Below are 26,577 nucleotides of genomic sequence, written 5' to 3'. Positions count from 1 at the left end.
CGTTCGGCTGATTCCAGCCGAACGGAATATGCCCTAGTCCGCCGCCTGACCCCAAGCAATGCGGCGCAGCCCGTCGATCACCTCGGCATGCACGTCGGCCGGAAAGCCGTCGACCGTGGGCTCGTTTCGCGCCGTGACACCGTCGACGGCGCCCGCCTTCTCTACGATCGCCTGGGTGATCGCGTGGTCCCGTTCCGCGGTCAGGAACCGGGACAGCACCGGCGACCACGGCGCGTGCACGACTGCCAGCGCCGCCATCAGCCCGTAGGCGCCCCAATTCGACACGCCGGCCACCACCAGATGATCGCACGAGGTGATGCAGGCGATCTTCTCGCCGTTCGGCACGGTGCGCGCGATCAGGCCGGCCGGCAGCTTGCCCATGCCGATCTCGTTGCCGCCGTCGCCGACGCCCAGCCGCACCCAGTCGCCGGCGGTGTAGAGATCGTCGAGCGGCGCGGTCCACGGCGAGACGTCGGCGCCACGCATGTTGCGCGGCCGGCCGTCGGGGCTGAGGCCGCAGCGCTCGATGGCGACGGCATGGCTGACGCCCGCCGCGCGCCATGCCGCGGCGACCCGCTCGATGCCGGGACGATCCTCGACGCCGACCTCGTCCACGCCCACCTCGATCCCGGTCTCGTGCACTGCCGCGCGCACGGCGTCGGCGCAGGGCGAATCGACGGCGATCCTTACCGGCACGCCGCAGGCGCCGAGCGCCGCAGCGAGCAGCGCCGTGCCGACCGGGCCGTCGGTTTCCGGTGCCGCCACGCCGTCGCGCGGCACGAAGAAGCCGGTGATGAAGCCGATGCTCGTGGCGTGGGCAAGCGCGCGCGCCGCCACCGCCAGCTCGCCGCGGCTCGCCTCGATCAGGGCCTGCGTACCGCGGCCGACATCGCGGCAGACCAACGCTTCGACGGACTCAAGCGCGCTACTTCTCGGTGGCGACATACACTCCGTTCCAATCCGGCGGCGAATCGTCGATCAGCCCGTCGACCCGCTCGCGCATCATTTCGTAATAGCCCTGCCGCCAGCCCAATGCCTGTGCCGCTTCAGCGCACTCCGCGATGACCGACAAGGCCTCGGAGAAGGCGCCCGTGCGGTAGAGGATGAGGAACGCCTCCTGGCGATCGACCAGTGTCTTGAACGCCGGCCGCGCCGCGACGGACGCATCGCCGGCCAGCGCGCAGATGCGCTCCGGCTCGGTCTTGCCCTTCACCATCACGAGGTCGAGCTCGATCATCGCGAACTCAGACGCCTGCCGCCACGTGTTCTCGCCGACGACGATGCCGACGGCGTAGGTCTTGCACAGCCCCTCCAGCCGCGAAGCGAGGTTCACCTCGTCGCCCAGGCAGGAATACTGCAGCCGCTGCGTCGAGCCGAAGTTGCCGACCGTCGCCTGGCCGGTGTTGAGGCCGATGCCGATCGCGACCGGGATGTGCGGCCGGCCCTCCGCCTCGGCTTCCGTCCTCCATTCGGCGTTGAGTTCGACCAGGCGCGCCTGCATGGCGAGCGAGGTCTCGCAGGCCCGCTGGGCATGATTGGGCACATCGACCGGCGCATTCCAGAACGCCATGATGGCGTCGCCCATGTATTTGTCGATGGTTCCGCGGCGCTCCTGGATCAGCCCGGTCATCGGCGTCAGCAGCCGGTTCATAAAGCGGGTCAGGCCCTGGGGGTCGAACTGCTCGGAGATGCGGGTGAAGCCGCGCACGTCAGTGAACATCACTGTGATCTCGCGCTGCTCGCCGCCCAGCGCCAGCAGCTCGGGATTGCGCACCACCGCCTCGACCTGGTCGGGCGACAAATAGAGGTTGAAGGCGCCGCGGATCTCGCGGCGGTCGCGCTCGGCGCGCATGAAGGAGAGCGCCGAGCCCGTGATGTAGATCGCCGCCAGCGTGACCGGCGGATAGATCGGGTCGAACAGCAGATGGATTCGAGTGAAGGCGAGCCACGGCACGGCGATGCCGATGGCGACGAACAGCGCCGCCACAAGGAACATCGTCGCCGCCTTCAGCCGCGGGATCAGGATCACGAACACCAGGCCGATCGCCGCGAGATAGAGGAACTCCGCGCCATCGGCGTAATCCGGCCGCTCGAGGAAATTCTGGCTCAGGATCTGCTCGACGATTTGGGCATGGATCTCGACGCCCGGCACCGAGCTCTGCAGCGGCGTGTTGCGCAGATCCTTCAGGCCGACCGCCGAGGTGCCGACGAACACGATGTGGCTGTCGATCTTCTCCGCCGGCACGGCGCCCTTCAACACGTCGCGCGCCGAAACGAAGCGCTCCGCCAGGTGACCGGTGTCGTAGAGCGCCACCCGGCCGTGCGCGTCGGTGTCGATCGAGGCATTGCCGACCCGGATCGCGCCGACGCCGGTGCGCGCGCCGAACGATTCGAAGCCCTGCGCGCCCGACCAGCGCACCAGGTAGGTCGAGGCGCCCTGGACGACGCGCAAGGTCTCGATCGACAGCGCCGGAAAGAGATCCTCGTCGCGCTGGCCGGCGAGGCGGAACAGCATCGGCACCTCTCGTACGATCGCGCTGTCGACCTCGGTGGTGACGCTGCCGCCGCCCTGGGCGGCGGATTCGAGCACGTCGATGGTCTTCACCGCGCCGGTCTGCTGCGGGATGAACTGGGCGATCAGCTGCGACACCGACTTCGCGTTCTGCTCGCCGGTGTTGTGGGCGACGCCGGCGAAGCGGCGCGGCGGCACCGACCCGCCATGGGCGTCGAAGCCGAAGCCCGTGATGACCGTGGCGTCCTTGATCGCCGCGGCGAAAATCCGGTCGTTGTCCGGCGCTTTCTCGGCCAGGAGCCTGAGCTCTGCCGAGAGCGCGTCGTCCGGCAGGCCTTTGACCATCTGGCCGAGCGAGGTGCGGTCAGGCTCCGCGAACACCACGTCGAAGGCAATCACCGCCGCACCCTTCTCGGCGAGCTTCTCGATCAGCGTCGCCAGCAGGGTGCGCGGCCACGGCCACTGGCCGTATTCGGCCAGCGCCGCCTCGTCGATGTCGACGATGCGCACCGGGATGTCGGCTGGCCGCTCGCGCGGCTTGAGGCGCTGGTAGTTGTCGAAGGCGATGTCGCGCAGCCGGTTCAGGACCGGCGGATCGGCAATGCGCAGCAGCAGCGCGTTCAGCAGGACCAGCAGCGCCACCAGGATCGGCGCGCGCGGCGCTCTATCCCCGCCAAACAACCAACGCCAGAGCCAGCGCATCCGGTGGACATCTCCCTGCCGAACTCACTTTACGGAACGTCGGCTCCCAAGCCAAATAGCGCGCCCTTACGCCAGTCGCCGAGATCATGCTCACCGGCCCCGTCCACGCGTCCCTGTCCGGCATCTACTTCAAGCTGGGCTCGCTCCTGCTCTTCTGCACCATGGACGCCATGGTGAAGGCGCTGGGCGGCGTCTACGGGCCGTTCCAGCTGATGCTGTTCCGCAGCACCGTGGCGATGATCCCGGTCGCCGTCATCGTCTGGCGTGCCGGCGACCTCCGCATCGTGCGCAGCAATCGGCCGTGGCTGCAGGCGGTCCGCATCATGGCCGGCCTCGGCAGCACGGCGGGCTTCTTCTACGTCTTCCCGCGGATGCCGCTGGTCGACGCCTACGCAATCTCCTTCGCGGCACCCTTCTTCATGGTCGGGCTGGCGGTGCCGCTGCTCGGCGAGCAGGTCGGCTGGCGGCGCTGGAGCGCGGTCGCGGTCGGTTTCGTCGGCGTGATCGTGATGCTCGATCCGTTCGGCATCTCCTTCCACACCATCTCGCTGGTCGTGCTGGCGGCGACCTTCTGCTACTCGCTGTCGACCGTGCTGGTGCGGGCGATCAGCCGGCACGATTCGGACGCCGCCACCCTCTTCTGGTTCTCGATCGTCTCGAGCGGCGTTTCCCTCGGCCTCGCCATCCCCGAATGGGTGTGGCCGACGGCCATCGACTGGGTCTGGCTGCTGCTGCTCGGTCTGCTGGGCGGGGTGGCGCAGGTGCTGGTGACCCGGGCCTGGCGGCTCGCCCCGGCCGCCGTCCTGGCGCCGTTCGATTATGCCGGTATCGTGCTGGCGATGCTCTACGGCTACCTGTGGTTCAAGGAGGAGCCGTCCTGGACGGTCTGGCTCGGGCTGCCGCTGGTGATCGGCTCCGGGCTCTATGTCCTCCACAGGGAGCGGATTCGGGCCCGTGCACGGGGCCTGGAAGCCCTGGCCTGACCCATTGACGAAACTGGCCCCGACCCACATCTTGTAGGACATGAGCGAGACCCAGTTTAGCGTTTCCCCCAACGCCGCCAAGCGCATCGCTTTCCTGGCCGCCAAGGAGCCGAAACCCGTGATGATGCGGGTCGCGGTCCTGGGCGGCGGCTGCTCCGGCTTCCAGTACAATTTCTCGTTCGAGGAACAGAAAAACGACGACGACCTGCTGATCGAGCACGACGGCGCCGCGGTGGTGGTCGATTCGACCTCGCTCGAGTTCCTGAAGGGCAGCGAGCTCGACTATGTCGAGGAGATGGTGGGGTCGGCCTTCCAGGTGAAGAACCCCAACGCCACCTCGTCCTGCGGCTGCGGCAACTCCTTTAGTGTCTAGCTCAGGTCACAGGCAGTCGGCCTGGGCAGCCACGTAGGCCTGCAATCCCCGCATCAGATTCGGCGGCAGGGTCGACGGATCGATCGACTTCGAGGTATCCCGCGTCGCCTCGTAGGACCGCCGCAAGGCGGCCGTCGCATCGGCGCGGACATCGGCCGCGATCTTGGTCGAGATGCAGGCACAGGTCCTGGGCATGTCGCTCGCCGGACTGTTGCCCAGCATGCAGGCATCCATGAAGTCGTCGGCGTGCGCGGCCGGGGCCAGGGCCATAAACGCCACGAAGGCAAGGGCTGAAATACGCGTCATGACTCTCCCCCAACGACAACAGCCTACAGGATACAGTATTTTTCGGGCATGAAGATCGCGACCTGGAACGTCAATTCCGTCCGCAAGCGGACCGGCAACCTCGTCAGCTGGCTGCAGAGCGCCAAGCCCGACATCGCCGTGCTGCAGGAGATCAAGGCCCAGGAGGCGCAGTTCCCGCGGCTCGAGATCGAGGCGGCCGGCTACAAGGTCGAGATCGTCGGCCAGAAGAGCTGGAACGGCGTGGCATTCCTGTCGCTGCATCCAGTCGAGATCACCGCCCGCTCGCTGCCCGATCCCGAGACCGACGAGCAGGCGCGCTACATCGAAGGCAGAGTGCAGACGCCCCAGGGCCCGCTGACCGTCGGCGGGCTGTACCTGCCCAACGGCAACCCGATCCATACCGACAAGTTCGCCTACAAGATCGCCTGGATGGACCGGCTGGCCCAGCGCGCCTGCCAGCTGCTGGCGACCGAGGAGATGTTCGTGCTTGGCGGCGACTACAACGTCATCCCGACCGACGCCGACGTCTTCAGCCCGACCGCCTTCGCCAACGACGCCCTGACCCAGCCGCAGTCACGCCAGGCGCTGCGCACGCTGCTCAACATGGGCATGACCGACGCGGTGCGCGCCCTCCATGTCGAGGGGCCGCACTACACCTTCTGGGACTACCAGGCCGGCGCCTGGCAGAAGAACAACGGCCTGCGCATCGACCACCTGCTGCTGTCGCCGCAGGCCGCCGACCGCCTCACCGCCGTCGGCATCGACAAGGCCGAGCGCGGCAAGGCCGAGCCCAGCGACCACGTCCCCGTCTGGTGCGAGCTCGACGTCGGCTAGTCTTGCCGGACCGCAGGCCTCCGGCCAGTCGGCGTGGATCGAGATGACCGCGGCGACCTGCGCGAGCAGGAAAACGGCGAAGATCAGGCCGCTCAGCAGCGTCTCCATGCCCCGATGTCCCTGCGGCTGCTGTCGCTAACTCTGCCGCGCTCGCCGCGGCGCGCCGCCGCTCCGTCGACCTGCGCACGCAAGGGCCACCCAGCGCACCGCCCCCGCGATCAGGCCGCGCAGCATCAGGCCGCGTTCGCGGTGCGCCTGAAGAACCTGCTCTCGAGTCGGCCGGTTCAGCCGCGAAATCAGCTCGCCTTTCGACGGCACGTTCTTGCCTTCAGAGTTAGTGGTCACGGTCGTCCCCCGCTGTGTCCGCTGTGCTTGTCCAGCGCTCCAGAAATGTCGCGAGTTGGTTGCTGGCCGTCCGATGGGCCTGTGCGCTGGACGTCGTCCCGGGGAGCCGTGCGGCCGCCTCCATGCCGAGAGAGATGCTCCCGGCGTCGGCCTTCGGATGGTAGGCAACGACCGCGATGGCGATGGCCGCAGCGGCGGCTATGGCGAAGATCTCGACGGTCGAAAGTCCACGGTCCGATCGACTGTCGCCAAGGGCCATGACCCAACTCCCCGCTTCAAGACCGACACGACTACCGGTTGATCGGTTCGCGCTGATGCGCTTGTCGTGACGCCGCATGTAGGGGAAGCCGTCAATTCGGTTCAAGCGTGAACCGGCGTTGCGCCAAAGATTGAGACGCCTCGTCAATCATTTGATCTCCAGTGTCAGTTTCGCCTGGAAGAGTTCTTCATGTAGCCGTGCCAAGCGATCGAATTGTCCCGGACGTCCAACCTTCAACCGCCTCGTGTTGCGTGTTAGAAACGTCGCGATGGCCGATACCAGAACCAACATTTCGAAAGCAGGCATTCCCGCGGCATTTTCCCGGAAAGACTTCAGCGATCGCGACTCTTCACCCAAACTGCAAGGGTTGGATACCAACGGACAACGCGCGTTCGGCCCCCAGTTCTGGCAGGCGTTTCGCGACACCCTCGCGCACCTCTACACGGTGTCGCTGCCGGACCCGTCGGAGGAAGAACGCTTCACGCTTTACACCCGCACTTACCCGACGCCCCGCGCGATCTTGATGCGCACTCAGGGCACGGCATTCACCATGACGCGTGGTCCCGCTCAGATTGCGCGCGGCGCCGATCAGCTGATCATCTATCTCGAGCTCGAAGGCTCGTGTGAGACCGACTGCGCCGGGCGCCGCAACCGGATCGAGGCGGGCGATGTTGCGATCGTCGACTATGCGCGGCCGTTTCACAGTGCGTCGACCGACTATGCGAATCTCATCGTCCACCTGGCACGCGACAGCGTGCCCGCGGCCCTGCTGGCGCTCGAGCCGCACGGCCTCGTCTTTCGACGCGGCAGTGGCGCAGCGTGCCTGATCGGCGCCGCGATCCGGGAGCTCTTTTTGCTGGCCGACGATCTGACGGTGAGCGAAGCCGAGGCGGCGATCGAGGGCATCGTGGCGCTGACGACCGCCTGCGCCCGCGCCAGGCTGGCGGGCGACGAAGCCGATCACGTCAAGTCGCGGCGGAGGGCCGCGCTCGACTACATCGACGCGCATCTCGCGAACCCGCGGCTCGGGCCGGGCGAGATCGCCGATGCGGCCAACGTCTCACGCGCGTCGCTCTATCGGCTTCTGGCGGCCGAAGGCGGCATTCGCGCCGTGCTGTCGACGCGTCGGCTCGACCAGGCCCTGCGACTCATGCTGGCAGACAGCAAGGACGAGCGCTCGCTGACGGACATCGCCAAGAGCTGCGGCTTCGGCGGCACGAGTCAGTTCAGCCGAGCATTTCGCGCGCGCTTCAACGTGCCGCCGCGCCAGTATCTCGCTCTCGTCCGCCAGCAGGACGTCGAGTGGCACGAGGCGCGTCTCATCGCCGATGGCTTCGACCAGGACGCCTTTTTGTGGCGACAGCGGGAATTGAACGGATTGAAGTAGTCTGGCGGTCCGACCGTTTACTCCGCGCCAGTGCCGATCACGCCGCCGTCGGCGATGATGGTTTGACCGCAGACGAAGTTGCCAGCCTTGGAGGCCAGAAAGACCGCGACGCCGCCGATGTCGTCGGGCTGGCCGATGCGCTTCAGCGCAGCCTTGCTCTCGTTGGCCTTGCGGATCTCGGGGTTGTCCCACAGCGCCTTGGCGAAGTCGGTCTGGATCAGGCCGGGCGCGATGCAGTTCACCCGGATGTTGTGCTTGCCCCATTCCATGGCCAGCGACTTCACCAGGTTGATGTCGGCCGCCTTGCTCATGTTGTAGGCGGCGATGTGCGCCGAGCCGACCAGCCCGCCGATCGACGACACGATGATGAACACGCCGTCCTTCCGCTCCGCCATCTCCGGCCCGACCATGTTCATCATGGCGATGTTCGACATCACGTTGTTCTGCATGATCTTGAGGAAGACCTCCTCCTTCAGCCCGCTCAGCGGCCCGAAATAGGGATTGGAGGCGGCGTTGCACACCATGATGTCGATCCTGCCGTAGGTCTTGCGCGCGACGGCGACCAGCGCCTCGAGCTGCGCCTTGTCGGAGATGCTGGCCGCGACCGCGCTCGCCTCGCCGCCCCTGGCCTTGATGCCCTTCACGACCTCCTCGCAGGCCGGCAGCTTGCGGCTCGACACCACGACCTTGGCGCCGTGCGCGGCCATCTGCTCGCAGATCGAGCGGCCGATGCCGCGGCTGCCGCCGGTCACGACGGCCACCTTGCCGGAAAGATCGAACATCGTTGGGCTGGTCATGTCGGTGTCCCTTACGGTTTGCGCGCGACGGCAATCAGATTGGCGGACAAGGCGGGAAAGGCATCGGCGAGCGCCTGGCTGACGCGCGTCTGTCCCAGCCCCATCCAGAACGGCAGGCAGGCGACACCGCGCAGCCGCACAGCTTCGAAGCCCGTCGCCAGCAGATGCTCCCGAAGCACCGCGGCGTTGTACAGGCGGACATGGTGGATGACGGTGCGGTACTCGAGCCCCGCCGGATAGCGGCCCAGCGGCACGATGGTCCGGTTGCGCAAGCTGTTGATGTTGGGCGTGGAGATGACGATCCAGCCGCCGCGGTCCAGCTTCTCGTAGGCGCGCCGCAGGAAGCCGTCGGTGTCGACGATGTGCTCGATCACCTCCAGGGCCGAGATCACCTGCACCGGGCCGGACCAGGGCAGATCCTCCGCAAGATCGGCCTGGCGATACTCCCAGCTGTCGTCCGGGCCCGGAAGCTTGAGCGCCACATCCCAGTCGTCGAAGCCGGTGCCGCGAACGCCACGGCTCCGGACCAGCAGCCTCAGGAGCTGTCCCTGATGGCAACCAAGATCCAGCCAAACGGTTCCCGGGCGGATCTTGCCGGCCTGCTCCTCGAGCAGCGCCAGGCATCGCCGGAATCGGAAATCGTCGTCGTCGCCTGCGACCTCGATCATCTGAAGCTCCCCCGCAGGCATCGTCTCCTACTGCGGCGGCTCACGCCAGCCCCTTCACGAACAGCGCGACCGCTTCGACATGCCCTGACCAGAGGAACTGGTCGATGGGCTTCAGTTTCTCCAGCCGGTAGCCCGCGTCCTGCAGGGCACGGGCGTCGCGCGCGAAGCTGCCGGGATCGCACGAGGCATAGACCGCGCGCTTGACCTTCGAGCGCGCGATTTCTGCAACTTGCGCCGCCGCCCCGGCCCGCGGCGGATCGAGAACGATCGCGTCGAAGGCGTTTAGCTCCTTCTCCAGCAGCGGATTGCGGAAGAGATCGCGCCGCTCTACCGCGACGCGGTTGCCGCCGATCTTGCGCGCAGCCGCATCGACCGCTGTGACTGATGGCTTGTCGCTCTCGAACAATGCCAGTCGCCCCGGCCGACCGAGCGACAGCGAGCCGACACCGGCGAACAGGTCTGCGACTTTCGGCGCATCGCCGGCCCACGCCGTCACCGCCTCGCGCATCGCCTGCTCGCCGCGCTTGGTCGCTTGCAGGAAGGCGCCCGGCGGCGGCTCGACGGTGACCTCGCCCAGCACCAGCAGCGGCGGCCGCCGGGTCACGATCGGATCGGGATTGGCGCGATCGCCCCAGCTCAGGCGCGCGAGATTGGCACGCTCGGCCAGGCCGACCAGCCTCTGCCGCTGGTCGATCGACAGGCCGAGCCGCCGGTGCGGCCGCAGCAGCACGTCGAGGCCACCGTCGGTCTCGTTGGCGATGGCGTCGGCCGCCGCACCGTCCGGCAGCACCTCGGCCAGCGTCGCGCGCAGCGGCTCCAGCAAGGCCGTCAGGGCCGGCCGGGCGATCACACAGGTGCCGACATCGACCACGCGGGCGCTGCCGCGCTCGTGGAAGCCGGCCAGCACGCGCTTGCCCTGCCGGCGCAGGACGAAGTCAACCCGCCGGCGCTCGCCCGGCGTGCCCAGCAGTGGCGGCTCGAAGGCCGGCGCCACCACGCCGCGCTGCTTCAGCGCGCGCTCGATCAGCCCCGCCTTCCAGGCGCTGTAGACGTCGTGCCGCCAGTGCTGCAGCGCGCAGCCGCCGCAGATGCCGAAATGCGTGCAGGGCGGCGTCTCGCGATGGCGCGACGGTGACAGCACCTCGAGCAGATCGGCGGCGATGCCTTCGCCGCGCTTGTCGATGGGCTCGGCCTCGACGACCTCGCCTGGCAGCGCGAAGGGCACGAAGTAGCGTTCGCCGTCCAGTTCGGCGATGCCGTCGCCCCGCGCGCCCATCTCGAGGATGTCGAGCGTCAGCGGCACGGGCGACCTACCCCAGCCAGCTCTTGGCCGGCCGCATCTCGCCGACCAGCAGGCCGACCACGTTCTTCACCGGCGGATGCAGCAGCTCCTCGCGCCGCGAGCCCGGCAGCACCCCGAGGTGGGCGAGCAACGTCGCCATCGCCACTTCCGAAGCGCGCGCGGCGCCGTCCCACATCTTGATCGCGATGCCGAGGCCCAGGGTCGGCAGCATGCCGCAGAAAACACCCTCGGCGCCGGTCTTGACCTGCGCCACCCCGGGCAGCGCCTCGTTGATGCGGGTGCAGAAGCGGCCGGTGCCGGCCATCATGAACGGCTCGGCATTCATCGCCTTGCGGATGCGGGCCGCCGCCTCGGCGTGCGCGTTCGACAGCCCGGACGGGTCGGCCATGCTGGCCATGGCGCGCGCCAGCAGGCGCAGCGGCGTCGCCAGCGTCGGAATCCCGCAGCCGTCCGTGCCGTAGGCGAAATCGTCGGCATTGCTGCCGCACAGGTCGGTCATCACGGCACGCAGGCGGCGCTGTACCGGATGGTCGTACTTGATGTAGCCCTTGGTCGGCTCGCCGTGGGCGAGCGCGGTCGACAGGAAGCCGGTGTGCTTGCCCGAGCAGTTGTTGAAAGCGGGCGTCGGCAGCTGGTTGGCCCGCGCCAGCGCCTCGATGCTCGCCTGCAGGCGCGGCGCATGGGTGCCGCATTCGAGATCGTCCTCGCTCAGCCCCATCCTCTTCAGCCAGGCGCGCACCGTCTCGACATGACGCGTCTCGCCGCTGTGTGAGGCGCAGGACAACGCGATATGCTCGTCGCCGAGGCCGAACCTCTCGACCGCGCCGCTTTCGACGAAGGCCATCGCCTGGATCGGCTTGTTGGCCGAACGCGGCAGGATCGGGGCATCGATGTCGCCCCATGACTCGACGACCGTGCCGTCGGACCTGATCACCGCCGCGATGCCCTCGTGGCGGCTCTCGACGACGGGCCCACGCGTGACCTCGATGACGACCGGACTCTTGCTCATACTTCCTGTTCCAACCTGATGACCGTGACGTTGTCCTGGCCCAGCACGCCGACCGCCAACACGGCGTCGATCAGCGCCTGCACCGGCTTGGGCGCCTGGCGCGCGATCTCCGCGGACTCCAGCGTCTCGATGCCGTCGCTGCAGACCAGCAGCCGGTCGCCCGGCCCCAGCCCTCTGCGGCCTTCGTCGATCAAGGTCAAGGGGTTGCCCATCACGGCTTCGCGCAGGGTGTGGCGGCCGGGATGGTGCGCCGCCTCCTCGGGCGTGATGATGCCGCGCTCGGCCAGCGCCTCGATCTGCGGCACCATCGAGTGGTCGGCATTGAGCCGCTCGAGCTGCCCGTGAGTCGCGAGATAGAAGGGTGAATCGCCGACGCTGATCCAGCGCACTTCGTCACCCTGGACGACCGCGGCAACGAGCGTCGTGCCCATGTTGTCGAGCGCCGCATCGCGCCGCGCCGCCGCGCCGACCGCGCCGTTGGCCGCGTCCAGCGCGTCCCGGAGGCTGCGGCCGCTCTCCATCGCCTTCAGGAAGGCACCGACCGCGAGGCGCGATGCCGTCGCGCCGCCCGCGTGCCCGCCCATGCCGTCGGCCAGCACGGCCAGCAACGCGCCATCGGCGAGCGTGCGCAGGGCCCAGCTGTCCTCCTGATACGGGCGCGCGCCCCGGTGCTGCGCACCTTCGCCGCGCCACGCCATGGTCAGTGCCAGACGGCCGGCAGCTCGTGCAGGCCGCGCAAGGTGAAGGTGCCGCGCCAGGCGGGCGTATCCTTCTTCGGCAGCTCGAGGTTCGGCAGCCGCTCGATCAGCGCGGTGAAGACCAGCTCGGCCTCCAGCCGCGCCAGCTGCGCGCCGAGGCAATGATGGATGCCGCCGCCGAACGACATCGGCCGCACGTTCTGACGACCGACATCGAGCGTGTCGGGGGCGGCGTACTGAGCCGGATCGCGGTTGGCGGCGCCCAGCAGCGTGATCACGCTCTCGCCCGCCGGCACCGTCACGCCGCCGATCTCGAGCTCGGTGTGGGTGACGCGGCCGGTCATCTGCACCGACGAATCGAAGCGCAGCAGCTCCTCGACCGCGCCGGGGATCAGCGACGGATCGTCCTTCAGCCGCTGCCACTGGTCGGGCGAGCGATGCAGCGCCAGCAGGCCGTTGCCGATCAGGTTGGTCGTGGTCTCGTGGCCGGCGCCGAACAGCAGGCCGATATTGGCGCGCAGCTCCTCGCCCGACAGCCGGTCGCCCGCCTCCTCGGCGCGCACCAGCTCGGTGGTGAGGTCGTCCTGCGGCTCGCGCCGGCGCAGCTCGCAGAGCTGGTCGAAGTAGGCGTTGCCGACCACCGTCATCTGGTTGGCGCGGTCGAGTTCCTCGCGGCTCATCGGCGCCGGATCGAGCACGCGGCCCGAGACGTTGCTGCCGACCAGGAAGCCGGCGCGATGATCCTCGGGAATCCCCAGCATGTCGCAGATCACGATCACCGGCAGACGATGGGCGAGATCGCGGATCACGTCCATCTCGCCTCTGTCGATCACCCGGTCTAGCTGCTCGTCGACCAGCGCGGCGATGCGCGGCCGCATGTCGGCGACGCGGCGGGCGGTGAAGGCCTTGGTCACCAGGCTGCGCAGCCGCGTGTGGTCGGGCGGGTCGAGAACCAGCATGGTCCGCGCGAGATTGGCGATCACCGGCTCGCTCATGCGGTCCTCGCCGTAGCGGCGGGTGATGTTGCCGGCGAAGTCCTTGCCGAAGCGGCGGTCGCGCAGCGACAGCGCAACGTCGTCGTAGCGGCTCAGCAGCCAGAAGCCCTGCTGGGTCTTGTAGACCGGCGCCGCCTCGCGCAGCCGCCGATAGAAGGGATAGGGATCGGCGAGAAAGGCGGGCGACAGCGGGTCGAAGACCAGCGATCCGTCCGATGACGGGGGCGTCATTTCGTTCATGGCCTCCTTTACCACGATCCCTCTTGCCGCGCGAATGAACCCACACTTAGCATCCGGGAATGTTTTCCTTAACCCAGGGCCTGCGCCGCGCCCTGCAGACCCGGCCGAACGGACCCTCGACCGCCTTCGGCACGCGGCGGCGGACCTGGGAGCAGACCGCGGATCGGGCGGCACGCGTCGCCGGCGCCCTCACCGCCCTCGGCATCAAGCGCGGCGACCGGGTCGCGATCCTGGCGCTGAACAGCGACCGCTATTTCGAATTGATGTACGCCCTGCCGTGGATCGGCGCGGTGATGGTGCCGCTCAACACCCGGCTGGCGGCGCCCGAGATCGACCACATCCTGGAGAACTCAGGCGCCGTCGGTCTGTTCATCGATGCGGCGATGGCCCATCACCTCAGCGCGCTCGAGGACAGGATGGCCAGCGTGCGCGAGGTGATCTGGCTCGACGACATCGCCTCGCCCGACGGCATGCTGCACTACGAGGACCTCACCGCCTATGACGCGGCCGAGGATGTCGGCGCGCGCGACGACGATCTGGCCGGCTTGTTCTACACCGGCGGCACGACCGGGCGGTCCAAGGGCGTGATGCTCACGCACACCAACCTGGTCGTGAACGCGATGAACGCGGTCGCGGGCATGGGCTTCGACGCCGATACCGCCTACATCCATTCCGGCGCGATGTTCCACCTGGCCGACGGCGCCTCGACCTTCGGCGTCACGCTCGCGGGCGGCCGGCACGCCTTCGTGCCGCGCTTCGAGCCGGTCGAGGTGCTGCAGACCATCGCCGCCGAGAAGGTCACGCACGCGCAGTTCGTGCCGACCATGATCAACATGCTGGTCAACCATCCGCGCTTCGGCGAGTTCGACATCTCGACGCTGAGGTTCATCCTCTACGGCGCCTCGCCGATGCCCGAAGGCGTGCTGCGCAAGGCGCTCGAGGCGATGCCGCGGGTCGGCATGTGCCACGGCTACGGCATGACCGAGGCGGCGCCGATCGTCACCCTGCTCCCGCCGCGCTACACGACCTTGAGCGGCCCCTACGCCGGCCGCCTGAAATCGTGCGGCCAGGCGGCGCTCACCTGCGAGGTCAAGATCGTCGACGCCAACCGGCAGGAAGTGCCGCGCGGCACGCCGGGCGAGCTCGCGGCGCGCGGCGCCAACATCATGAAGGGCTACTGGAACAAGCCGAACGAGACCGATGCCGTGCTGGCCGACGGCTGGTACTACTCCGGCGACGGTGCCTACATGGACAACGAAGGCTTCGTGTTCATCGTCGACCGGCTGAAGGACATGATCATCTCGGGCGGCGAGAACGTCTATTCGGCCGAGGTCGAGAACGCGATCTCGCTGATGCCCGAGGTCGGCGAGGTCGCGGTGATCGGCGTGCCCGACGAGCGCTGGGGCGAACGGGTGCATGCGATCATCGTGCCGAAGCCCGGCGCGACTCTGACGCCGGAGCAGGTTATGGAGCATTGCCGCGAGCAGATTGCCGGCTACAAATGCCCGCGCAGTGTCGACTTCCGCGGCGAGGCGCTGCCGCTCAGCGGCGCCGGCAAGGTCCTGAAGCGCGAGCTGCGCGAGCCCTATTGGACGGGTTACACGAAGGCGGTGAATTGAAGAGATGCCCGGAGTTCCTCCCTACTACGACTGGATCGCCCACCACGCCCACCGCCGGCCGAAACAGCTCGCCATCAACGATCTGCAAACCCGTCGCACCTTCACCTATGCCGAGCTTCACCGGCGCACCGACCGGCTGGCCGGCTGGCTGGCGGCACAGGGCGTCGGCAAGGGCGACCGCGTGGCGCTGCTGGCGCCCAACTGCGCGGAGTACTTCGAGATCCAGTTCGCCTGCGGACGGCTGGGTGCGATCATGCTGCCGCTCAACTGGCGCCTCACCGTGCCGGAGCTGGACTACATTCTGGGTGACGCGAGCCCGAAGCTGCTGATCCACGACAAGAGCTTCGCGCAGCAGGCTGAAGCGCTGTCGAAGAACCGGCTCGAGATCGATCCGGAGAGTCCGAGCAGCGCCTACGAACGCGCGCTGGCGTCGGGCGCATCAGTGCCGGCGCCGCTGGCGCTGACGCACGACGACATCGGCATGATCATGTACACCTCGGGCACCACCGGGCATCCCAAGGGCGCGATCATCACCCACGGCATGGTGTTCTGGAACGCCGTCAATCTCGGCGTCCCGGCGCTGATCTCGCCGCAGACCGTGCAGCTCGTGATCCTGCCGCTGTTCCACACCGGCGGGCTCAACTGCTACGCCAATCCGGTGCTGCATGCCGGCGGCACCATCCTGATCATGCGCGCCTTCGAGCCCGGGCTGGCGCTCGACTACGTCTCCGACCCGAAGCTCGGCATCACCCACTTCTTCGCCGTGCCGGCGCCGTACCAGTTCATGATGCAGCATCCCAAGTTCCAGGGAGCCGACCTGTCGCGCCTCAAGATCTCCGGCGTCGGCGGCGCGCCCTGCGCGCTGGCGATCCTCGAAGGCTGGGCGGCGCGCGGCGTGGTGCTGCTGCAGGGCTGGGGCATGACCGAGACCAGCCCGGCCGGCACCATGCTCGACGCCGCCGACGCGATCCGCAAGGTCGGCTCGGCGGGCAAGGCGATGATGCACACCGCCATCCGCATCGTCGACGACCAGGGCGACGACGTGGCGCCGGGCGCGATCGGCGAGCTGCTGATCAAGGGCCCCAACATCACGCCCGGCTACTGGAACAGGCCCGAAGCGACCGCCAGCGCCTTCACCGACGGCTGGCTGCACACCGGCGACGCCTGCCGCATGGACGACGAGGGCTTCATCTACATCGTCGACCGCTGGAAGGACATGTACATCTCGGGCGGCGAGAATGTGTACCCGGCCGAGGTCGAGAACGTGCTGTTCCAGTTGCCGCAGGTCGCCGACGCCGCGATCATCGGCGTGCCCAACGAGCGCTGGGGCGAGGTCGGCCTGGCCATCATCGTGCGCAAGGAGGGCCAGGCGCTGGAGGAAGGCGACGTCATCCGCCATTGCCTCGGCCGGCTCGCCAAGTTCAAGGTGCCGCAGTCGGTCGCCTTCGTCGACGTGCTGCCGCGCAATGCCACCGGCAAGGTCCTGAAGCGCGAGCTGCGTAGCCAGTTCGTGGGCACGGTAGCGCCGGCAATCAGTTAGAGCGCGCTGGGGAGGCGTCCAGCCCGGAAGCCGGCCAGCGTCCGGACACCTCCAATGCCGATTCCATAAGGGTTTTCCTCGAGAATCCGGAATCCGGCGCCACCCCCCAGGCCGGACGCGCCCGGACGCTCCGGACACGGCGGACGGCGAACTGCAATTAGTTTTCCTGGGCGGGCGCCTCAAGCGGTTCCATCAGACCATCGGCACGTAGTCGTATTCGCCCATGCCTTGCAGCACCAGGAAGGTGAGCGAGGTCTTACCTGCGTTCGTCACCAGGTGCGGCCGCTTGGCTACGGCGGTGTAGGTATCGCCCGGCTTGAGGCGGACCTCTTGCTTGGGATTCTGCAGGAACAACCGCATCTCGCCTTCCAGTACGTAGAAGGTGTCGGCGATGTTGGTGTGGAAGTGCCAGGGCACGGTCTGGGTCGGCGAGAGCTGCAGCTCGCTGATGTGGAAGCCCGGACGCTGGACATGGCGGGCGCGACGCTCGACCTCGTAGAGGTGGCTGGCGTCCTTGACGGGTTTAAGTCTTTCGGCGGCGGTCATGAGCAAAGGTTAGTCCCCCGCCCGCTTGCCAACAAGGACAAGCCCCCGGTCCGCTGCTAGACGGTTCGCCCATGCTGACCATCTACGGCGTCTATCGCTCCCGCGCTTCGCGCACGATCTGGCTCGCCAACGAGCTCGGGCTCCCGTTCAAGCTCGTGCCGGTCATGCAGCGCTATCGCCTGCCCGATCCGCCGCCGGCCGGCGTCATGCACACCAAGTCGCCGGAGTTCCTGACGGTCAATCCCAACGGCCACATCCCGACGATCGACGACGGCGGCGTGGTGCTGCACGAATCGCTCGCGACTACACTCTACCTCGCCAAGAGGCATGGCGGCCCGCTGGCGCCCGCCGACCTGGCCGAGGACGGCGCGATGACGATGTGGGCGCTGTGGGCAGCGATCGAGGCCGAACCGCACACCATCAACGTCCTCTATCACCGCGTCACGAATCAGGACCGGCCGACGGACTCGAAAATCGGCGATGCCGCGGTCGAGGCGCTACAGGGACCGTTCTCCGTGCTCGACGCGGCCCTCGCCGACGGCCACCTCGTCGGCGGCCGTTTCACCGTCGCCGATATCAACGTCGCCGAGGTGATCCGCTATGCCCAGGCCGCGCCGGAGCTGTTCGACGCAGCGCCGCGCGTAAAAGCCTGGCTCGCCGCCTGCCAGGCCCGCCCGGCCTTCCGGAAGATGTGGGCCGAACGGGCGAAGGAGCCGGCCTAGGTCACCGCACCGCGTAGACGAACGCGGCGCCGGAGCTCTGCCTCGGGCTTCCGGTGGTGCCGCCTCCCGGCTGGCTCATGGCTTCGTGCACGAACAGCACGAAGTCGCTGAAGGCCCGGCGGCCGTCGAACGGCCGCTGGCCCGGGACGAAGCCGCAGGCGCCGGCGGCCGATCCGCAAACGTAGAACTCCGTCCCACCGTGCGAGCCCAGCCGTACCATATCGTCGGTCTTTTGCGTGTTGGTGCGGATGAAGTGGTACTTCAAAGCGGGGTTGAGATGCGGGCGGGCTGACTTCTCATGAAGGTCCCCGATGCACACGACGCAACTCGGCCCCTGCGTGAAACTCGGATCGGCGTAGAACAGGCGTGAGGTCAATGCACCGGAACTGTCCAGGCAGTCGTCCACCCTGTATCTGACGTTGCCGCCGGCCGACTCCGGATGAACCGCCAACGACTGCATGGCGTAGTCGCACAGGAACTGCCTCTCCGCCTCTTTTTCCGTGAGGTCCTTGGTCGGGTCCCGGCGCGCCAGGGTGCCGGTGGCGAACTGATAGAGGGTACGCAGACGCCGGAGTTGGTTCGCTGAATTGGCCGGCACCATGGTCCAGCTCTGGTTCCAGGCATCGGTGACCTGGATGCCGAGGCCCGGCGCGGCGTTCGTCGAGATGTTGGAGAGCTGGTTCCCGCCCCTCCCCCCGGTCGTGATGCGGTTGGCCACGGCGAAGCTCGGACCGAGCGGAACCGAAACCGAAGGGCTCACCGAATTCGCCGTCTGCGCCGTGCCGACGGAGATCGTCACCTGCGAGGGGACGAATTCAGGATCGGTGATCGCTTGCGCAAGATTGTAAAGAATCTGGGTCTTGGCCAGCGAACTCAGGGAGGAGGCGAGGTCTGTCGTATTGTGGTTCAATTGTGCGCTGGCACAGGCGGCGCTCAGCAAGCACAAAGCAACGCAGATCACGCGGCGAATCATGGCACCCCCCGGGGCAGGCCTCCCTCTGCCCAGCCCGAAAACTCCTGCCTACGGAAGCCTATCATAACGGTTGTCCGTCAGAACAGAGTGCTCATGTTGGTAGCGAGAATGACCGTCTGGTCGAGGAAGATGTGCCGCCTGGCCAGCCGGAAGCTGTCGCCTGCGCGGCGCAGCACGTCGATGCGCCGGCCGACCCAGCCGTCGACTTCGGAGTTCAGCCGCGTGCGATAGAGGTGGAAGCAGGCCTCGACCGTGACCTCGTCGCCTTCGACACCGGCGATGCGTACGTTGGTCACGAGGTGGCGCGAGCGCGACGGCGGGTTCTCCGACCAGGCGGTGCTGGCCTCGAGCTTCTTGACGCGCATCTCGAGCAGTTGCCGGTCGTCGTCGAAATAGGCCATCGCGCCCGGCTTGGTGAACTCCATGTCGAGATCGCCGACCGTCACTGTGCGCCGGATCGGCATCCAGTAGTGGATGTCGTCGGCCAGCAGCCCCAGCCAGTCGCGATACCGGCGGGCATCGAGCAGCGCCGCCTCGGCGTAGAGGAACTGCTCGACCTCGTGCTGCAGCAGGACGCGTTCGGCGAGCTGCATCACACCGCCGCCGTCGGCGCCGGCGAATGGTTGGCCCTGAGCTCCGCCCAATCGCGCGCCGCCATCCATTCGGTCCAAGAGCGATAGAGCCAGCGTTGCGCGTGCTCGTTGATGCAGGTCTCGATGAAGCGCTCGCCGGTGGCCGAGACGGTCACCCGGTCGCGGCCGACGCCCATGCCGAGGTGATGACCGATCGCGCCGCTCGACACGCCGCGCGCGGCGCGCGTGCTCTGGCTCCAGTTCTCGCCGTCATCCTGCTCGAACAGGCCGGCCGGGCCGAAGGCGTGGTTGCAGAAGCGGATCGCCTGGCGCCGGAACTCGGGCGAGGCGTTCTTCGGCACCACGGTGTACCACCACAGCTCGGTCGACGACGGCCCGCGCGGCAGGCGCAGGCACATCTGCAGGCCGCCCAGGGTGATCCAGAGGTTGGGAAAGATGTTGGGATGCCCGAGGCTGCGCACGCCCTCGGCGCCCATGAGGCCGGCCGCTGCCTTCGGCCGGATGCGGACGATGTTCCCCGGCAGGGTCTTGGCCATCTCGACCCGCTGCTCGTCGCTCAGCCCGTCGATCTGGTCCTGCCGCGCCTTGGGCATGGCCGGGCCGCTGATCGCATGGCCGTACTCGCCCAGCATCACCATCTGCTGGTTGGGCTGCAGGAAGCGGGCGATCTCGGTAAAGCCCGAGCTGTTGGCCGAGGCGTGGCTGTAGGTGACGTGATACCAGTCGAACAGGTTGTCGACCGCGATCTTCCAGTTGCAGTCGATCACGTTCTTCTGGATGCCGTCGATCACCTCGACCTCGCCGAACGCGCCCACCATGCCGAGCCCGGCCAGGCCGACGTCGCCGAGATAGTCGCTGAGCGGCGGCGCGTCCGCGGCCATGGTCGCGAAGACGAAGCCGAGATGACTGTCGACCTGCGCCGCCTTGACCAGGCCATGCCGCTCGAGGTCGAGGTCGTCGCGGTAGTAGGTCTTCAGGCCGGGCACGCCGATCAGCCGGCCGTCGAGGCCGTAGTTCCAGCCGTGATAGGTGCAGACGAAGGACTTGGCCCGCCCCTGCTCGGCACGGCACAGCGCATTGCCGCGATGCCGGCAGGTGTTGAGCAGGACGTTGATGCGGCCGCTCTCATCGCGCACGACGATGACCTGGTCCTCGCCGATGTAGTTCACCAGGTAGTCGCCGGTATTGGGCAGCTGCGACTCGTGGCACATGAAGTTCCAGCCACGGGCGAAGATGCGCTCCAGCTCGAGCCGGTACAGGCTCTCGTCCGACAGCACGCGGCGGTCGAGCACGCCGCGCTCCCGATCGAACAGCGACATCAGCGACGCCCTGCTCCACGACCCGTTGGCCCGCTCTCCGTCCGGCATGCCGCTCCCCCGCTCCTGGATCAAGGCGCCTGGGGCGGAACTCTATCACGGGTACGGCTTGGCGCGGCTACGGCTTGGCCGGGCGGAAGTCCTGCTTGGCGAACGGCAAGGACCTCGGCACCTGGATGACGATCGTCCCGACATCCGCGCTCCGATATCAGGCGTTGCAGGGCGGCCGTCAGCCAGCCGCAGCCATCGGCGAATCCAGCGGTGTCGCGCGCCACACCCGCCGGCGACAAGAGAACGCGCATCGAGAGCTCCCTCGTTCCGATGCGCCAGCCTAGCCAATCCGATGCGCATCGGCACCGCTTCGCTTTATCTTGCGGATGCAGCACAATCGCATTCGCACCATCGACGGAAAGACCCATGCGCTACGGCTTCTATCTTCCCACCCGCGGCCCGCTCGCCACCCGCGACGGCGTCCTCGCCCTGGCGCGCGAGGGCGAGCGGCTCGGCCTGCATTCGGCGATGATCGCCGACCACATCGTCTTCCCGGTGAGCAGCGATTCGCCCTACCCCTACACGCTCGACGGCAAGCATCCGAGCGTCGGCGATGCGCTCGAAGCCTTTTCCATCCTGGGCGTCGTCGCCGGCGCGACCGAGAAACTCAGGCTCGTGACCTCGGTGCTGATCCTGCCCTATCGCAATCCGGTGCTGACCGCGAAGATGGTGGCGTCGCTCGACGTGCTGTCCGGCGGCCGGGTGACGCTCGGTATCGGCGTCGGCTGGCTGAAGGAGGAGTTCGAGGCGCTCAAGAGCCCCGACTTCGAACGTCGCGGCGCGGTGACCGACGAATGGATCGCGATCTTCAAGCAGCTCTGGTCGCAGTCGCCGGCCACCTTCAGGGGCCGGTTCTACGACTACGCCGACATACGCTGCGAGCCGTTCCCGGCGCAGAAGCCGCATCCGCCGATTTGGGTCGGCGGCCATTCGCCGGCCGCGCTGCGCCGCACCGCGCGGCATGCCGACGGCTGGCATCCGGTCGGGGCGGTCGCCGCTTCGCCCCTGCCGCCGGACGAGATACGCAAGCACCTCGACACGCTCAAGCGTTTGACCGAGGCCGAGGGCCGCGACTTCGCGCAGCTCCACATCTCCTACAAGGCGCCGATCTACGACGCCGCGGTGCCCGACCGCAGCGGCAACCGCCGCAGCTTCGCCGGCGCGCCCGAGCAGATCGCCGACGACGTCCGCGCCTTCGGCAAGATCGGCGTGCACGAGCTGATCTTCGACTTCCGCGGCCAGTCGATGGCCGAAAGCGTCGAGCGCCTCCAGCGTTTCGCAACCGAGGTGAAGCCCCTGGTCTGACGCCGATTTGACAGGCCGCGGTCTGGCGCCGGACTTGGGAGCGTGCCAGGGTCGTTGGGCCAACTCGCGGGAGGTCAGCATGCGAATGATTGTCGTGAGTGCACTTTGCGCCCTTGCAGTGGTCGCCAACGCCCATGCTGCGATCAAGGAAGAGCCCGTCACCTATACGGACGGCACGACCACCATGAAGGGCTTCGTCGTCTACGATGACGCCACAACCGCCAAGCGCCCCGGCATCGTCATGGTGCACGAATGGTGGGGCATCACCCCGCACGTCCATACCGAGGCAAAGAAATTCGCCGAGCAGGGCTACACGGCCTTCATCGCCGACATGTACGGTGACGCCAAGACCGCCGACAATCCGAAGGACGCCGGCACCCTCGCGAGTTCGGTGATGAAGGCTCCGCCGACGATGGAATCGCGCTTCAAGGCCGCTCAACAGCAACTCGCCAAGCACGCCACGGTCAATCCGCAGCGCATCGGTGCCGTTGGTTACTGCTTCGGCGGCGCCGTCGTGCTGAACATGGCGCGGACCGGCGACAACCTGGCGGCGGTTGCGGGCTTCCACGCCTCGCTCGGCCTCAACACCCCGGCGCCGACGGCGGGCGCCGTAAAGGCGAAGGTCCTGATCCTGAACGGCGCGGACGATCCCTTCGTGAAGCGCGAGCAGTACGACGCGCTCAAGAAGGATTTCGACGCGGCGAAGGCCAACTACCGGATCATCGAGTATCCCGGCGCCGTGCACGCCTTCACCAATCCCGAAGCCACGGCGATGGGCCAGAAGTTCAACCTGCCGCTCAAGTACGACGCCAAGGTCGACCAGGAAGCGAAGACCGAGGCAGCCAAATTCTTCGCGGCCAATCTGAAGCAGTAGTCAGGGTTCGGTCGAGCGGAAGGCCGCCTCCTCGCCGAGCTTGCGCGCGTGCGCGTAGAGCCGCGGCATCTGCGTCGCCGTGTCGACGTTGAGGCCGAACCGCGCCAGCCGCTCGGCGACGAACGCCGTGATGTCGGCCTGGGTCAGTCGGCCGAGCAGCAGGTACGGCGCCGCCGGATCGACCATTGCGTCAACGGCCGTCAGCGCGTGCACCATCTGCGCCGTGCAGTCGTCGACCCAGGGCTGGTGGCGCTTCTCGGCTGGCGTGTGGTTGCGATGGTAGGCGGCCTGCAGGCCCTTGTCGCAGGCGCCGATCATCATCGCCGCCAGCTTCAGCACCGCGCGCCGCTCCGGCCCGGCGCGCGGGATCGTCGGCCGCCCGCCGCCGTAACGCTCGTCGAGATGATCGACGATCGCACCGCTGTCGATCAGCGTCTCGCCGTCGTCGAGCACCAGCGCCGGGATGCGGCCGAGCGGATTGTGCCCGCGCACCTCCTCGCGATTGCCGAAGCCAGAAACGCAGCTCTGCTCGTAGGGCACCCCCAGGGCCGTAAGGGTGATCGCCACACGCCTGGTGTAGGGCGAGCGGTTGACGCCGATCAGCTTCATCGATGCCTCCGGTCAGGCCGCCAGCACCAGGCGGTCGATCGAGGGCGAGAAGCCGAAACTCTCGTAGAAGCGCTTGGCGTCGCGGTTGAAGTCGTGCACGGCGACCTCGACATGCGTCGCGCGGCGCTGGCGCGACCATTCGACGGCGGCGGCGAGCAGACGGCGGCCGATCTTGCGGCCGCGCTGGTCGGCGCGGACCACGAGATTGTCGACCTCGATCACCTTGCGCGGCACGGCGCCGGCGAAGCCCGACGGCACGCGGGTCAGCAACACGGCGAGGCCGACCACGCCCTCCTCGCTCTGCGCCACCAGCACCGTCGATTCCGGCTGCGCCAGCCAATGGGCAACCTGCTCGCGCGTGCGCGCCGGCGGCGGGAACGGCTGGAACATGTCCGGCCGCGCCTGGCGATGGATCTCGTCGAGCTCGTCGAACAGCGCGCACAACTCCTCGTAGTCGCGCAGGCTCGCCTGACGCACACGAATGGCTAGCGGCGGTCTTTCCGCTTCGTCTGAGAGGGCTTCTGCGATCGACATCTGATCCTCCGTTTGCGGTCCCGCCGCGACCCGGAGGCCCAGTCTCAGAAACAATGAAGCCGCCGGGAGCGGCGGCTTCGTTGGGTTCATGACCTTTCGCGCCGCCTATTTTAGCGACGTAAAATACCAACCCTTGGTGAGCAGGTTCGTGGTCATGGGCGGTTGTTTAAGCCGCCGTGGTGGCCCTGTCAACGGCGGGCACCTATCATCCGGCGATGACCTCCTCGCTTCTCGCCGCCGCGCCGTGGTGGCGGCCCGGCAGCGGACGCGTCCTCGTCGTTCGCGGCGGACGGCCGCTCGTCGGCACCTATCCGATCAGCGGCGCCAAGAACGCCGCCCTGCCGCTGATGGTATCGGCCCTGCTGACGCCGCATCTCGTCACCCTGCGCAACGTGCCCGGCAACCTCGATGTCGCCGTGCTGGCCGCGCTGCTGCAGCGGCTGGGCTGCGAGATGCACTGGTCGGCTCGCGCCGATGGTCTGGCCGTGACGATGTCGGCCGATCGGCTGCGACCGGCCGACATCGACCCGGAACTGGTCTCGCGCATGCGCGCCTCGGTCCTGCTGCTCGGCGCGCTGCTGGCGCGCTGCGGCGAGGCGCGCCTGCCGCTGCCGGGCGGCGACGCCATCGGCCTGCGCGGCATCGACTTCCACATCGCCGGCCTGCGCGCGATGGGCGCCACCATCGCCCTCGACGGCGGGATGATCGAAGCGACGGCCCCCGATGGCCTGCACGGCGCCGACATCCTGCTGCCGACGCCGTCGGTCGGCGCCACAGAGAACCTGATGCTGGCGGCGGTGCTGGCGAACGGCCGCACCATCATCCGAAACGCCGCGTGCGAACCGGAAGTCGCCGACCTCGCCACCTGCCTCGCCGCCATGGGCGCGCGGATCGCGGGCATCGGCAGCCATCAGCTGACGATCGAGGGCGGCCGCGCCCTCGGCGGCGCCGTGCACGCCGTGCTGCCCGACCGCATCGAGTTCGGCACGCTGGCCTGCGCCGCCGCGGCGAGCGATGGCCGCCTCGTGCTGCCGCACGGCCGCATCGCGCTGCTGGGCGCCGCGGCGCCCCTCTACGAGGCGGCCGGCATCGCCATGCACGAGACGCAGGACGGCGTGATCGTCGAGCGTGCCCGCGACGGACTGCGTGGCATCGACATCACGACCGGCCCCTACCCGGCATTCGCTACCGATCTGCAGGCACCGACCATGGCGCTGCTGGCGCTGGCCGCCGGCGCGAGCGCCGTCACCGAGACGGTATTCGAGCAGCGATTCCGCCATGTCGGCGAGTTGCGCAAGCTCGGCGCCAACATCGCGGTCGTCGGCCGCACCGCGCTGGTGCGCGGCGTTGCGCGGCTGCAGGGTGCCGCCGCCACCTGCACCGACGTGCGCGCCGCCGCGGCCCTGATCATCGCGGGCCTCGCCGCCGACGGCGAGACGCGGCTCGACGGCCTCGAGCATCTCGACCGCGGTTATGACGGCATGGCGGAGAAACTGGCGGCCGTCGGGGCGGACATCGCCCGCTCCGACACTAGCGGCTGACTACTCCGCCGCGACAGCCATCGCCTGTTTCAACCCGGGCATGGTGAAGCCGAGCTTGTCGAGCTTGGCGATCATGTCCTTGCCCTGCGCCTCGGCGGTCTCGACCAGCGGCGGTCGCACCGGCATCCACGCCGCGTCGCTGCCGTAATGGGCGATGACGTACTTCAATGCCGGGATCATGACGTAGCCCTGCATCACGCCGCGCACTTCGTTGATCCAGGTCTGCAGCTTCTCGCCCTCAGGCGTGGCGTACTTCTTGTAAGTCTCGGCGATCTTGCCGGGGTTGATGTTCGCCGTGGCGCTGATGCAGCCCGCGCCGCCCGACTTGATGTTGTCGATCAAGGGCTTCTCGTTGCCCGAGAAGACGTCGAAGCCATCCTTGGCGAAGGCGTCGATCATGCTCTTGGTGTGCGACCAGTCGTCGGCGCTGTCCTTCATGCCGGCGATCTGCTTCGGGTAGGCCTTGAGCAGCCGCTCGACCAGCTTGTGGGTGATCGGCACCGCCGACACCGGCGGGATGTGATAGAGGTAGACGCGCAGGCGGTCGTCACCGACGCGCTGCACCACCTCCGAGAAGAAGCGGAACAACCCCTCCTCCGGAACGCCCTTGTAGTAGAACGGCGGCAGCATCAGTACGCCGCCGACGCCGAGCTTGGTGGCGTGCGCGCTGACCTCGGCCGCCTCGTTGATCGAGCAGGCGCCTGTGCCCGGCATCATGCGGTCGGTCGGCACGCCTGCAGAGACCGCCGCTTCGAGCAGGCCCATCCGCTCCTTGGCCGACATCGAGTTGGCCTCGGAGTTGGTGCCGAACACGGCCAGCCCGCAATCCTGGCTAAGCAGCCACTTGCAGTGCGCGATGAAGCGGCCGACGTCGGGCGACAGGTCGCGCTTGAAGGGAGTGACGACGGGCGAAAGAACGCCTTTGATCCGCTGGGCGGCCATG

At 68.1% G+C, this 26,577-nt stretch carries 28 protein-coding genes; 10 read left to right on the top strand and 18 right to left on the bottom strand.

The window, feature by feature from the left end:
• Window positions 1–33: 33 nt before the first annotated feature.
• Together J0J01_RS09510 and J0J01_RS09505 are read right to left on the bottom strand one after the other, a co-directional pair.
• Window positions 34–903, bottom strand: a complete 870-nt coding sequence (locus J0J01_RS09510) for a glutamate cyclase domain-containing protein (protein WP_296380036.1) — start codon at window positions 901–903, stop codon at window positions 34–36.
• A 22-nt stretch (window positions 904–925) separates the two neighbouring features.
• On the bottom strand, window positions 926–3,214 hold the full coding sequence (locus tag J0J01_RS09505; protein WP_296380035.1) for an adenylate/guanylate cyclase domain-containing protein: 2,289 nt from the start codon (window positions 3,212–3,214) through the stop codon (window positions 926–928).
• Window positions 3,215–3,300: 86 nt separating this feature from the next.
• On the opposite strand from J0J01_RS09505, the gene J0J01_RS09500 reads away from it, so the two are divergent.
• Both J0J01_RS09500 and erpA read left to right on the top strand, forming a co-directional pair.
• The gene (locus tag J0J01_RS09500; RefSeq protein ID WP_296380034.1) at window positions 3,301–4,197 is read left to right on the top strand and encodes a DMT family transporter; all 897 of its coding nucleotides are present in this window, start codon (window positions 3,301–3,303) and stop codon (window positions 4,195–4,197) included.
• 40 nt (window positions 4,198–4,237) lie between these two features.
• Complete coding sequence (gene erpA / locus J0J01_RS09495) at window positions 4,238–4,570, top strand: iron-sulfur cluster insertion protein ErpA (protein ID WP_296380033.1); 333 nt, start codon at window positions 4,238–4,240, stop codon at window positions 4,568–4,570.
• A 6-nt stretch (window positions 4,571–4,576) separates the two neighbouring features.
• Here the strand turns inward: erpA and J0J01_RS09490 are convergent, their stop codons facing one another.
• Window positions 4,577–4,876, bottom strand: a complete 300-nt coding sequence (locus J0J01_RS09490) for a hypothetical protein (RefSeq protein WP_296380032.1) — start codon at window positions 4,874–4,876, stop codon at window positions 4,577–4,579.
• A gap of 48 nt (window positions 4,877–4,924) precedes the next feature.
• Between J0J01_RS09490 and xth the strand changes: the two genes are divergently transcribed.
• Window positions 4,925–5,710 (top strand): exodeoxyribonuclease III, encoded by a 786-nt coding sequence (gene xth, locus J0J01_RS09485; protein ID WP_296380031.1) that lies wholly within the window; start codon window positions 4,925–4,927, stop codon window positions 5,708–5,710.
• 135 nt (window positions 5,711–5,845) lie between these two features.
• Here xth and J0J01_RS09480 read toward each other — a convergent pair whose 3' ends face one another.
• Together J0J01_RS09480 and J0J01_RS09475 are read right to left on the bottom strand one after the other, a co-directional pair.
• Window positions 5,846–6,055: a hypothetical protein gene (locus J0J01_RS09480; RefSeq protein ID WP_296380030.1), complete on the bottom strand. Its 210-nt coding sequence runs from the start codon at window positions 6,053–6,055 to the stop codon at window positions 5,846–5,848.
• A complete protein-coding gene (locus J0J01_RS09475) occupies window positions 6,045–6,314 on the bottom strand; it encodes a hypothetical protein (protein WP_296380029.1) in 270 nt (89 codons plus the stop codon). The genes J0J01_RS09480 and J0J01_RS09475 overlap by 11 nt, the downstream gene beginning before the upstream one ends.
• Window positions 6,315–6,582: 268 nt before the next feature.
• Here J0J01_RS09475 and J0J01_RS09470 point away from each other — a divergent pair, with 268 nt between their 5' ends.
• The gene (locus J0J01_RS09470) at window positions 6,583–7,701 is read left to right on the top strand and encodes a helix-turn-helix domain-containing protein (protein WP_296380028.1); all 1,119 of its coding nucleotides are present in this window, start codon (window positions 6,583–6,585) and stop codon (window positions 7,699–7,701) included.
• Between the two features lie 17 nt (window positions 7,702–7,718).
• Here J0J01_RS09470 and J0J01_RS09465 read toward each other — a convergent pair whose 3' ends face one another.
• From J0J01_RS09465 to J0J01_RS09440, 6 genes are read right to left on the bottom strand one after another with little or no spacing between them, the layout of a single operon-like run.
• On the bottom strand, window positions 7,719–8,498 hold the full coding sequence (locus tag J0J01_RS09465) for an SDR family oxidoreductase (RefSeq protein ID WP_296380027.1): 780 nt from the start codon (window positions 8,496–8,498) through the stop codon (window positions 7,719–7,721).
• A gap of 11 nt (window positions 8,499–8,509) precedes the next feature.
• Window positions 8,510–9,166, bottom strand: a complete 657-nt coding sequence (locus J0J01_RS09460; RefSeq protein WP_296380026.1) for a class I SAM-dependent methyltransferase — start codon at window positions 9,164–9,166, stop codon at window positions 8,510–8,512.
• Window positions 9,167–9,206: 40 nt separating this feature from the next.
• The gene (locus tag J0J01_RS09455) at window positions 9,207–10,469 is read right to left on the bottom strand and encodes a hypothetical protein (protein WP_296380025.1); all 1,263 of its coding nucleotides are present in this window, start codon (window positions 10,467–10,469) and stop codon (window positions 9,207–9,209) included.
• Window positions 10,470–10,476: 7 nt separating this feature from the next.
• Window positions 10,477–11,478, bottom strand: coding sequence for an asparaginase (locus J0J01_RS09450; protein WP_296380024.1), 1,002 nt, complete (start codon window positions 11,476–11,478; stop codon window positions 10,477–10,479).
• Window positions 11,475–12,176, bottom strand: coding sequence for a protein phosphatase 2C domain-containing protein (locus tag J0J01_RS09445; protein ID WP_296380023.1), 702 nt, complete (start codon window positions 12,174–12,176; stop codon window positions 11,475–11,477). Before J0J01_RS09445 ends, J0J01_RS09450 begins: the two co-directional genes overlap by 4 nt.
• Window positions 12,177–12,178: 2 nt before the next feature.
• On the bottom strand, window positions 12,179–13,411 hold the full coding sequence (locus J0J01_RS09440; protein ID WP_296380022.1) for a cytochrome P450: 1,233 nt from the start codon (window positions 13,409–13,411) through the stop codon (window positions 12,179–12,181).
• A 59-nt stretch (window positions 13,412–13,470) separates the two neighbouring features.
• Here J0J01_RS09440 and J0J01_RS09435 point away from each other — a divergent pair, with 59 nt between their 5' ends.
• Both J0J01_RS09435 and J0J01_RS09430 read left to right on the top strand, forming a co-directional pair.
• Window positions 13,471–15,030, top strand: a complete 1,560-nt coding sequence (locus J0J01_RS09435; protein WP_296380021.1) for a long-chain fatty acid--CoA ligase — start codon at window positions 13,471–13,473, stop codon at window positions 15,028–15,030.
• A 4-nt stretch (window positions 15,031–15,034) separates the two neighbouring features.
• Window positions 15,035–16,570 (top strand): long-chain fatty acid--CoA ligase, encoded by a 1,536-nt coding sequence (locus J0J01_RS09430; RefSeq protein ID WP_296380020.1) that lies wholly within the window; start codon window positions 15,035–15,037, stop codon window positions 16,568–16,570.
• A gap of 192 nt (window positions 16,571–16,762) precedes the next feature.
• Here J0J01_RS09430 and J0J01_RS09425 read toward each other — a convergent pair whose 3' ends face one another.
• Window positions 16,763–17,116, bottom strand: a complete 354-nt coding sequence (locus J0J01_RS09425) for a cupin domain-containing protein (protein ID WP_296380019.1) — start codon at window positions 17,114–17,116, stop codon at window positions 16,763–16,765.
• Window positions 17,117–17,187: 71 nt separating this feature from the next.
• Here J0J01_RS09425 and J0J01_RS09420 point away from each other — a divergent pair, with 71 nt between their 5' ends.
• A complete protein-coding gene (locus J0J01_RS09420; protein WP_296380018.1) occupies window positions 17,188–17,838 on the top strand; it encodes a glutathione S-transferase family protein in 651 nt (216 codons plus the stop codon).
• 1 nt (window position 17,839) lies between these two features.
• Here J0J01_RS09420 and J0J01_RS09415 read toward each other — a convergent pair whose 3' ends face one another.
• The 3 genes from J0J01_RS09415 to J0J01_RS09405 form a co-directional block, all read right to left on the bottom strand.
• Window positions 17,840–18,811, bottom strand: coding sequence for a hypothetical protein (locus J0J01_RS09415; protein WP_296380017.1), 972 nt, complete (start codon window positions 18,809–18,811; stop codon window positions 17,840–17,842).
• Between the two features lie 77 nt (window positions 18,812–18,888).
• Window positions 18,889–19,404 carry a 3-phenylpropionate/cinnamic acid dioxygenase subunit beta gene (locus tag J0J01_RS09410; RefSeq protein WP_296380016.1) on the bottom strand — a complete coding sequence of 172 codons (516 nt, stop codon included), beginning with the start codon at window positions 19,402–19,404 and terminating at the stop codon, window positions 18,889–18,891.
• Window positions 19,404–20,771 carry an SRPBCC family protein gene (locus J0J01_RS09405; protein WP_296380015.1) on the bottom strand — a complete coding sequence of 456 codons (1,368 nt, stop codon included), beginning with the start codon at window positions 20,769–20,771 and terminating at the stop codon, window positions 19,404–19,406. Before J0J01_RS09405 ends, J0J01_RS09410 begins: the two co-directional genes overlap by 1 nt.
• 366 nt (window positions 20,772–21,137) lie before the next feature.
• Between J0J01_RS09405 and J0J01_RS09400 the strand changes: the two genes are divergently transcribed.
• On the top strand, window positions 21,138–22,076 hold the full coding sequence (locus J0J01_RS09400; protein ID WP_296380014.1) for an LLM class F420-dependent oxidoreductase: 939 nt from the start codon (window positions 21,138–21,140) through the stop codon (window positions 22,074–22,076).
• A 79-nt stretch (window positions 22,077–22,155) separates the two neighbouring features.
• Entirely contained in the window at window positions 22,156–22,950 is a 795-nt protein-coding gene (locus tag J0J01_RS09395) for a dienelactone hydrolase family protein (RefSeq protein ID WP_296380013.1), read from the top strand.
• On the opposite strand, the gene J0J01_RS09390 is transcribed toward J0J01_RS09395, so the two are convergent.
• Complete coding sequence (locus J0J01_RS09390) at window positions 22,951–23,559, bottom strand: glutathione S-transferase family protein (RefSeq protein ID WP_296380012.1); 609 nt, start codon at window positions 23,557–23,559, stop codon at window positions 22,951–22,953. It abuts the gene before it with no gap.
• A 12-nt stretch (window positions 23,560–23,571) separates the two neighbouring features.
• Complete coding sequence (locus J0J01_RS09385) at window positions 23,572–24,036, bottom strand: GNAT family N-acetyltransferase (protein WP_296380011.1); 465 nt, start codon at window positions 24,034–24,036, stop codon at window positions 23,572–23,574.
• Between the two features lie 272 nt (window positions 24,037–24,308).
• On the opposite strand from J0J01_RS09385, the gene murA reads away from it, so the two are divergent.
• Entirely contained in the window at window positions 24,309–25,634 is a 1,326-nt protein-coding gene (gene murA / locus J0J01_RS09380; RefSeq protein WP_296380010.1) for a UDP-N-acetylglucosamine 1-carboxyvinyltransferase, read from the top strand.
• Here the strand turns inward: murA and J0J01_RS09375 are convergent, their stop codons facing one another.
• On the bottom strand, window positions 25,635–26,576 hold the full coding sequence (locus tag J0J01_RS09375) for a dihydrodipicolinate synthase family protein (RefSeq protein ID WP_296380009.1): 942 nt from the start codon (window positions 26,574–26,576) through the stop codon (window positions 25,635–25,637).
• Window position 26,577: the final 1 nt, after the last annotated feature.

Source organism: Reyranella sp. (assembly GCF_017305915.1).
Lineage (GTDB): Bacteria > Pseudomonadota > Alphaproteobacteria > Reyranellales > Reyranellaceae > Reyranella.
The sequence above is the reverse complement of the archived record's forward strand: the minus strand, read 5'-3'. Positions and strand labels throughout refer to the sequence as shown.

Excerpts from the sequence above, each read along its gene's own strand:
- J0J01_RS09505 (WP_296380035.1), bottom strand. The coding sequence starts at position 3,214 with ATGCGCTGGCTCTGGCGTTGGTTGTTTGGCGGGGATAGAGCGCCGCGC.
- J0J01_RS09500 (WP_296380034.1), top strand. The coding sequence starts at position 3,301 with ATGCTCACCGGCCCCGTCCACGCGTCCCTGTCCGGCATCTACTTCAAG.
- erpA (WP_296380033.1), top strand. The coding sequence starts at position 4,238 with ATGAGCGAGACCCAGTTTAGCGTTTCCCCCAACGCCGCCAAGCGCATC.
- J0J01_RS09490 (WP_296380032.1), bottom strand. The coding sequence starts at position 4,876 with ATGACGCGTATTTCAGCCCTTGCCTTCGTGGCGTTTATGGCCCTGGCC.
- xth (WP_296380031.1), top strand. The coding sequence starts at position 4,925 with ATGAAGATCGCGACCTGGAACGTCAATTCCGTCCGCAAGCGGACCGGC.
- J0J01_RS09475 (WP_296380029.1), bottom strand. The coding sequence starts at position 6,314 with ATGGCCCTTGGCGACAGTCGATCGGACCGTGGACTTTCGACCGTCGAG.
- J0J01_RS09470 (WP_296380028.1), top strand. The coding sequence starts at position 6,583 with ATGGCCGATACCAGAACCAACATTTCGAAAGCAGGCATTCCCGCGGCA.
- J0J01_RS09465 (WP_296380027.1), bottom strand. The coding sequence starts at position 8,498 with ATGACCAGCCCAACGATGTTCGATCTTTCCGGCAAGGTGGCCGTCGTG.
- J0J01_RS09460 (WP_296380026.1), bottom strand. The coding sequence starts at position 9,166 with ATGATCGAGGTCGCAGGCGACGACGACGATTTCCGATTCCGGCGATGC.
- J0J01_RS09450 (WP_296380024.1), bottom strand. The coding sequence starts at position 11,478 with ATGAGCAAGAGTCCGGTCGTCATCGAGGTCACGCGTGGGCCCGTCGTC.
- J0J01_RS09445 (WP_296380023.1), bottom strand. The coding sequence starts at position 12,176 with ATGGCGTGGCGCGGCGAAGGTGCGCAGCACCGGGGCGCGCGCCCGTAT.
- J0J01_RS09440 (WP_296380022.1), bottom strand. The coding sequence starts at position 13,411 with ATGAACGAAATGACGCCCCCGTCATCGGACGGATCGCTGGTCTTCGAC.
- J0J01_RS09435 (WP_296380021.1), top strand. The coding sequence starts at position 13,471 with ATGTTTTCCTTAACCCAGGGCCTGCGCCGCGCCCTGCAGACCCGGCCG.
- J0J01_RS09430 (WP_296380020.1), top strand. The coding sequence starts at position 15,035 with ATGCCCGGAGTTCCTCCCTACTACGACTGGATCGCCCACCACGCCCAC.
- J0J01_RS09425 (WP_296380019.1), bottom strand. The coding sequence starts at position 17,116 with ATGACCGCCGCCGAAAGACTTAAACCCGTCAAGGACGCCAGCCACCTC.
- J0J01_RS09420 (WP_296380018.1), top strand. The coding sequence starts at position 17,188 with ATGCTGACCATCTACGGCGTCTATCGCTCCCGCGCTTCGCGCACGATC.
- J0J01_RS09415 (WP_296380017.1), bottom strand. The coding sequence starts at position 18,811 with ATGATTCGCCGCGTGATCTGCGTTGCTTTGTGCTTGCTGAGCGCCGCC.
- J0J01_RS09410 (WP_296380016.1), bottom strand. The coding sequence starts at position 19,404 with ATGCAGCTCGCCGAACGCGTCCTGCTGCAGCACGAGGTCGAGCAGTTC.
- J0J01_RS09405 (WP_296380015.1), bottom strand. The coding sequence starts at position 20,771 with ATGCCGGACGGAGAGCGGGCCAACGGGTCGTGGAGCAGGGCGTCGCTG.
- J0J01_RS09400 (WP_296380014.1), top strand. The coding sequence starts at position 21,138 with ATGCGCTACGGCTTCTATCTTCCCACCCGCGGCCCGCTCGCCACCCGC.
- J0J01_RS09395 (WP_296380013.1), top strand. The coding sequence starts at position 22,156 with ATGCGAATGATTGTCGTGAGTGCACTTTGCGCCCTTGCAGTGGTCGCC.
- J0J01_RS09390 (WP_296380012.1), bottom strand. The coding sequence starts at position 23,559 with ATGAAGCTGATCGGCGTCAACCGCTCGCCCTACACCAGGCGTGTGGCG.
- murA (WP_296380010.1), top strand. The coding sequence starts at position 24,309 with ATGACCTCCTCGCTTCTCGCCGCCGCGCCGTGGTGGCGGCCCGGCAGC.
- J0J01_RS09375 (WP_296380009.1), bottom strand. The coding sequence starts at position 26,576 with ATGGCCGCCCAGCGGATCAAAGGCGTTCTTTCGCCCGTCGTCACTCCC.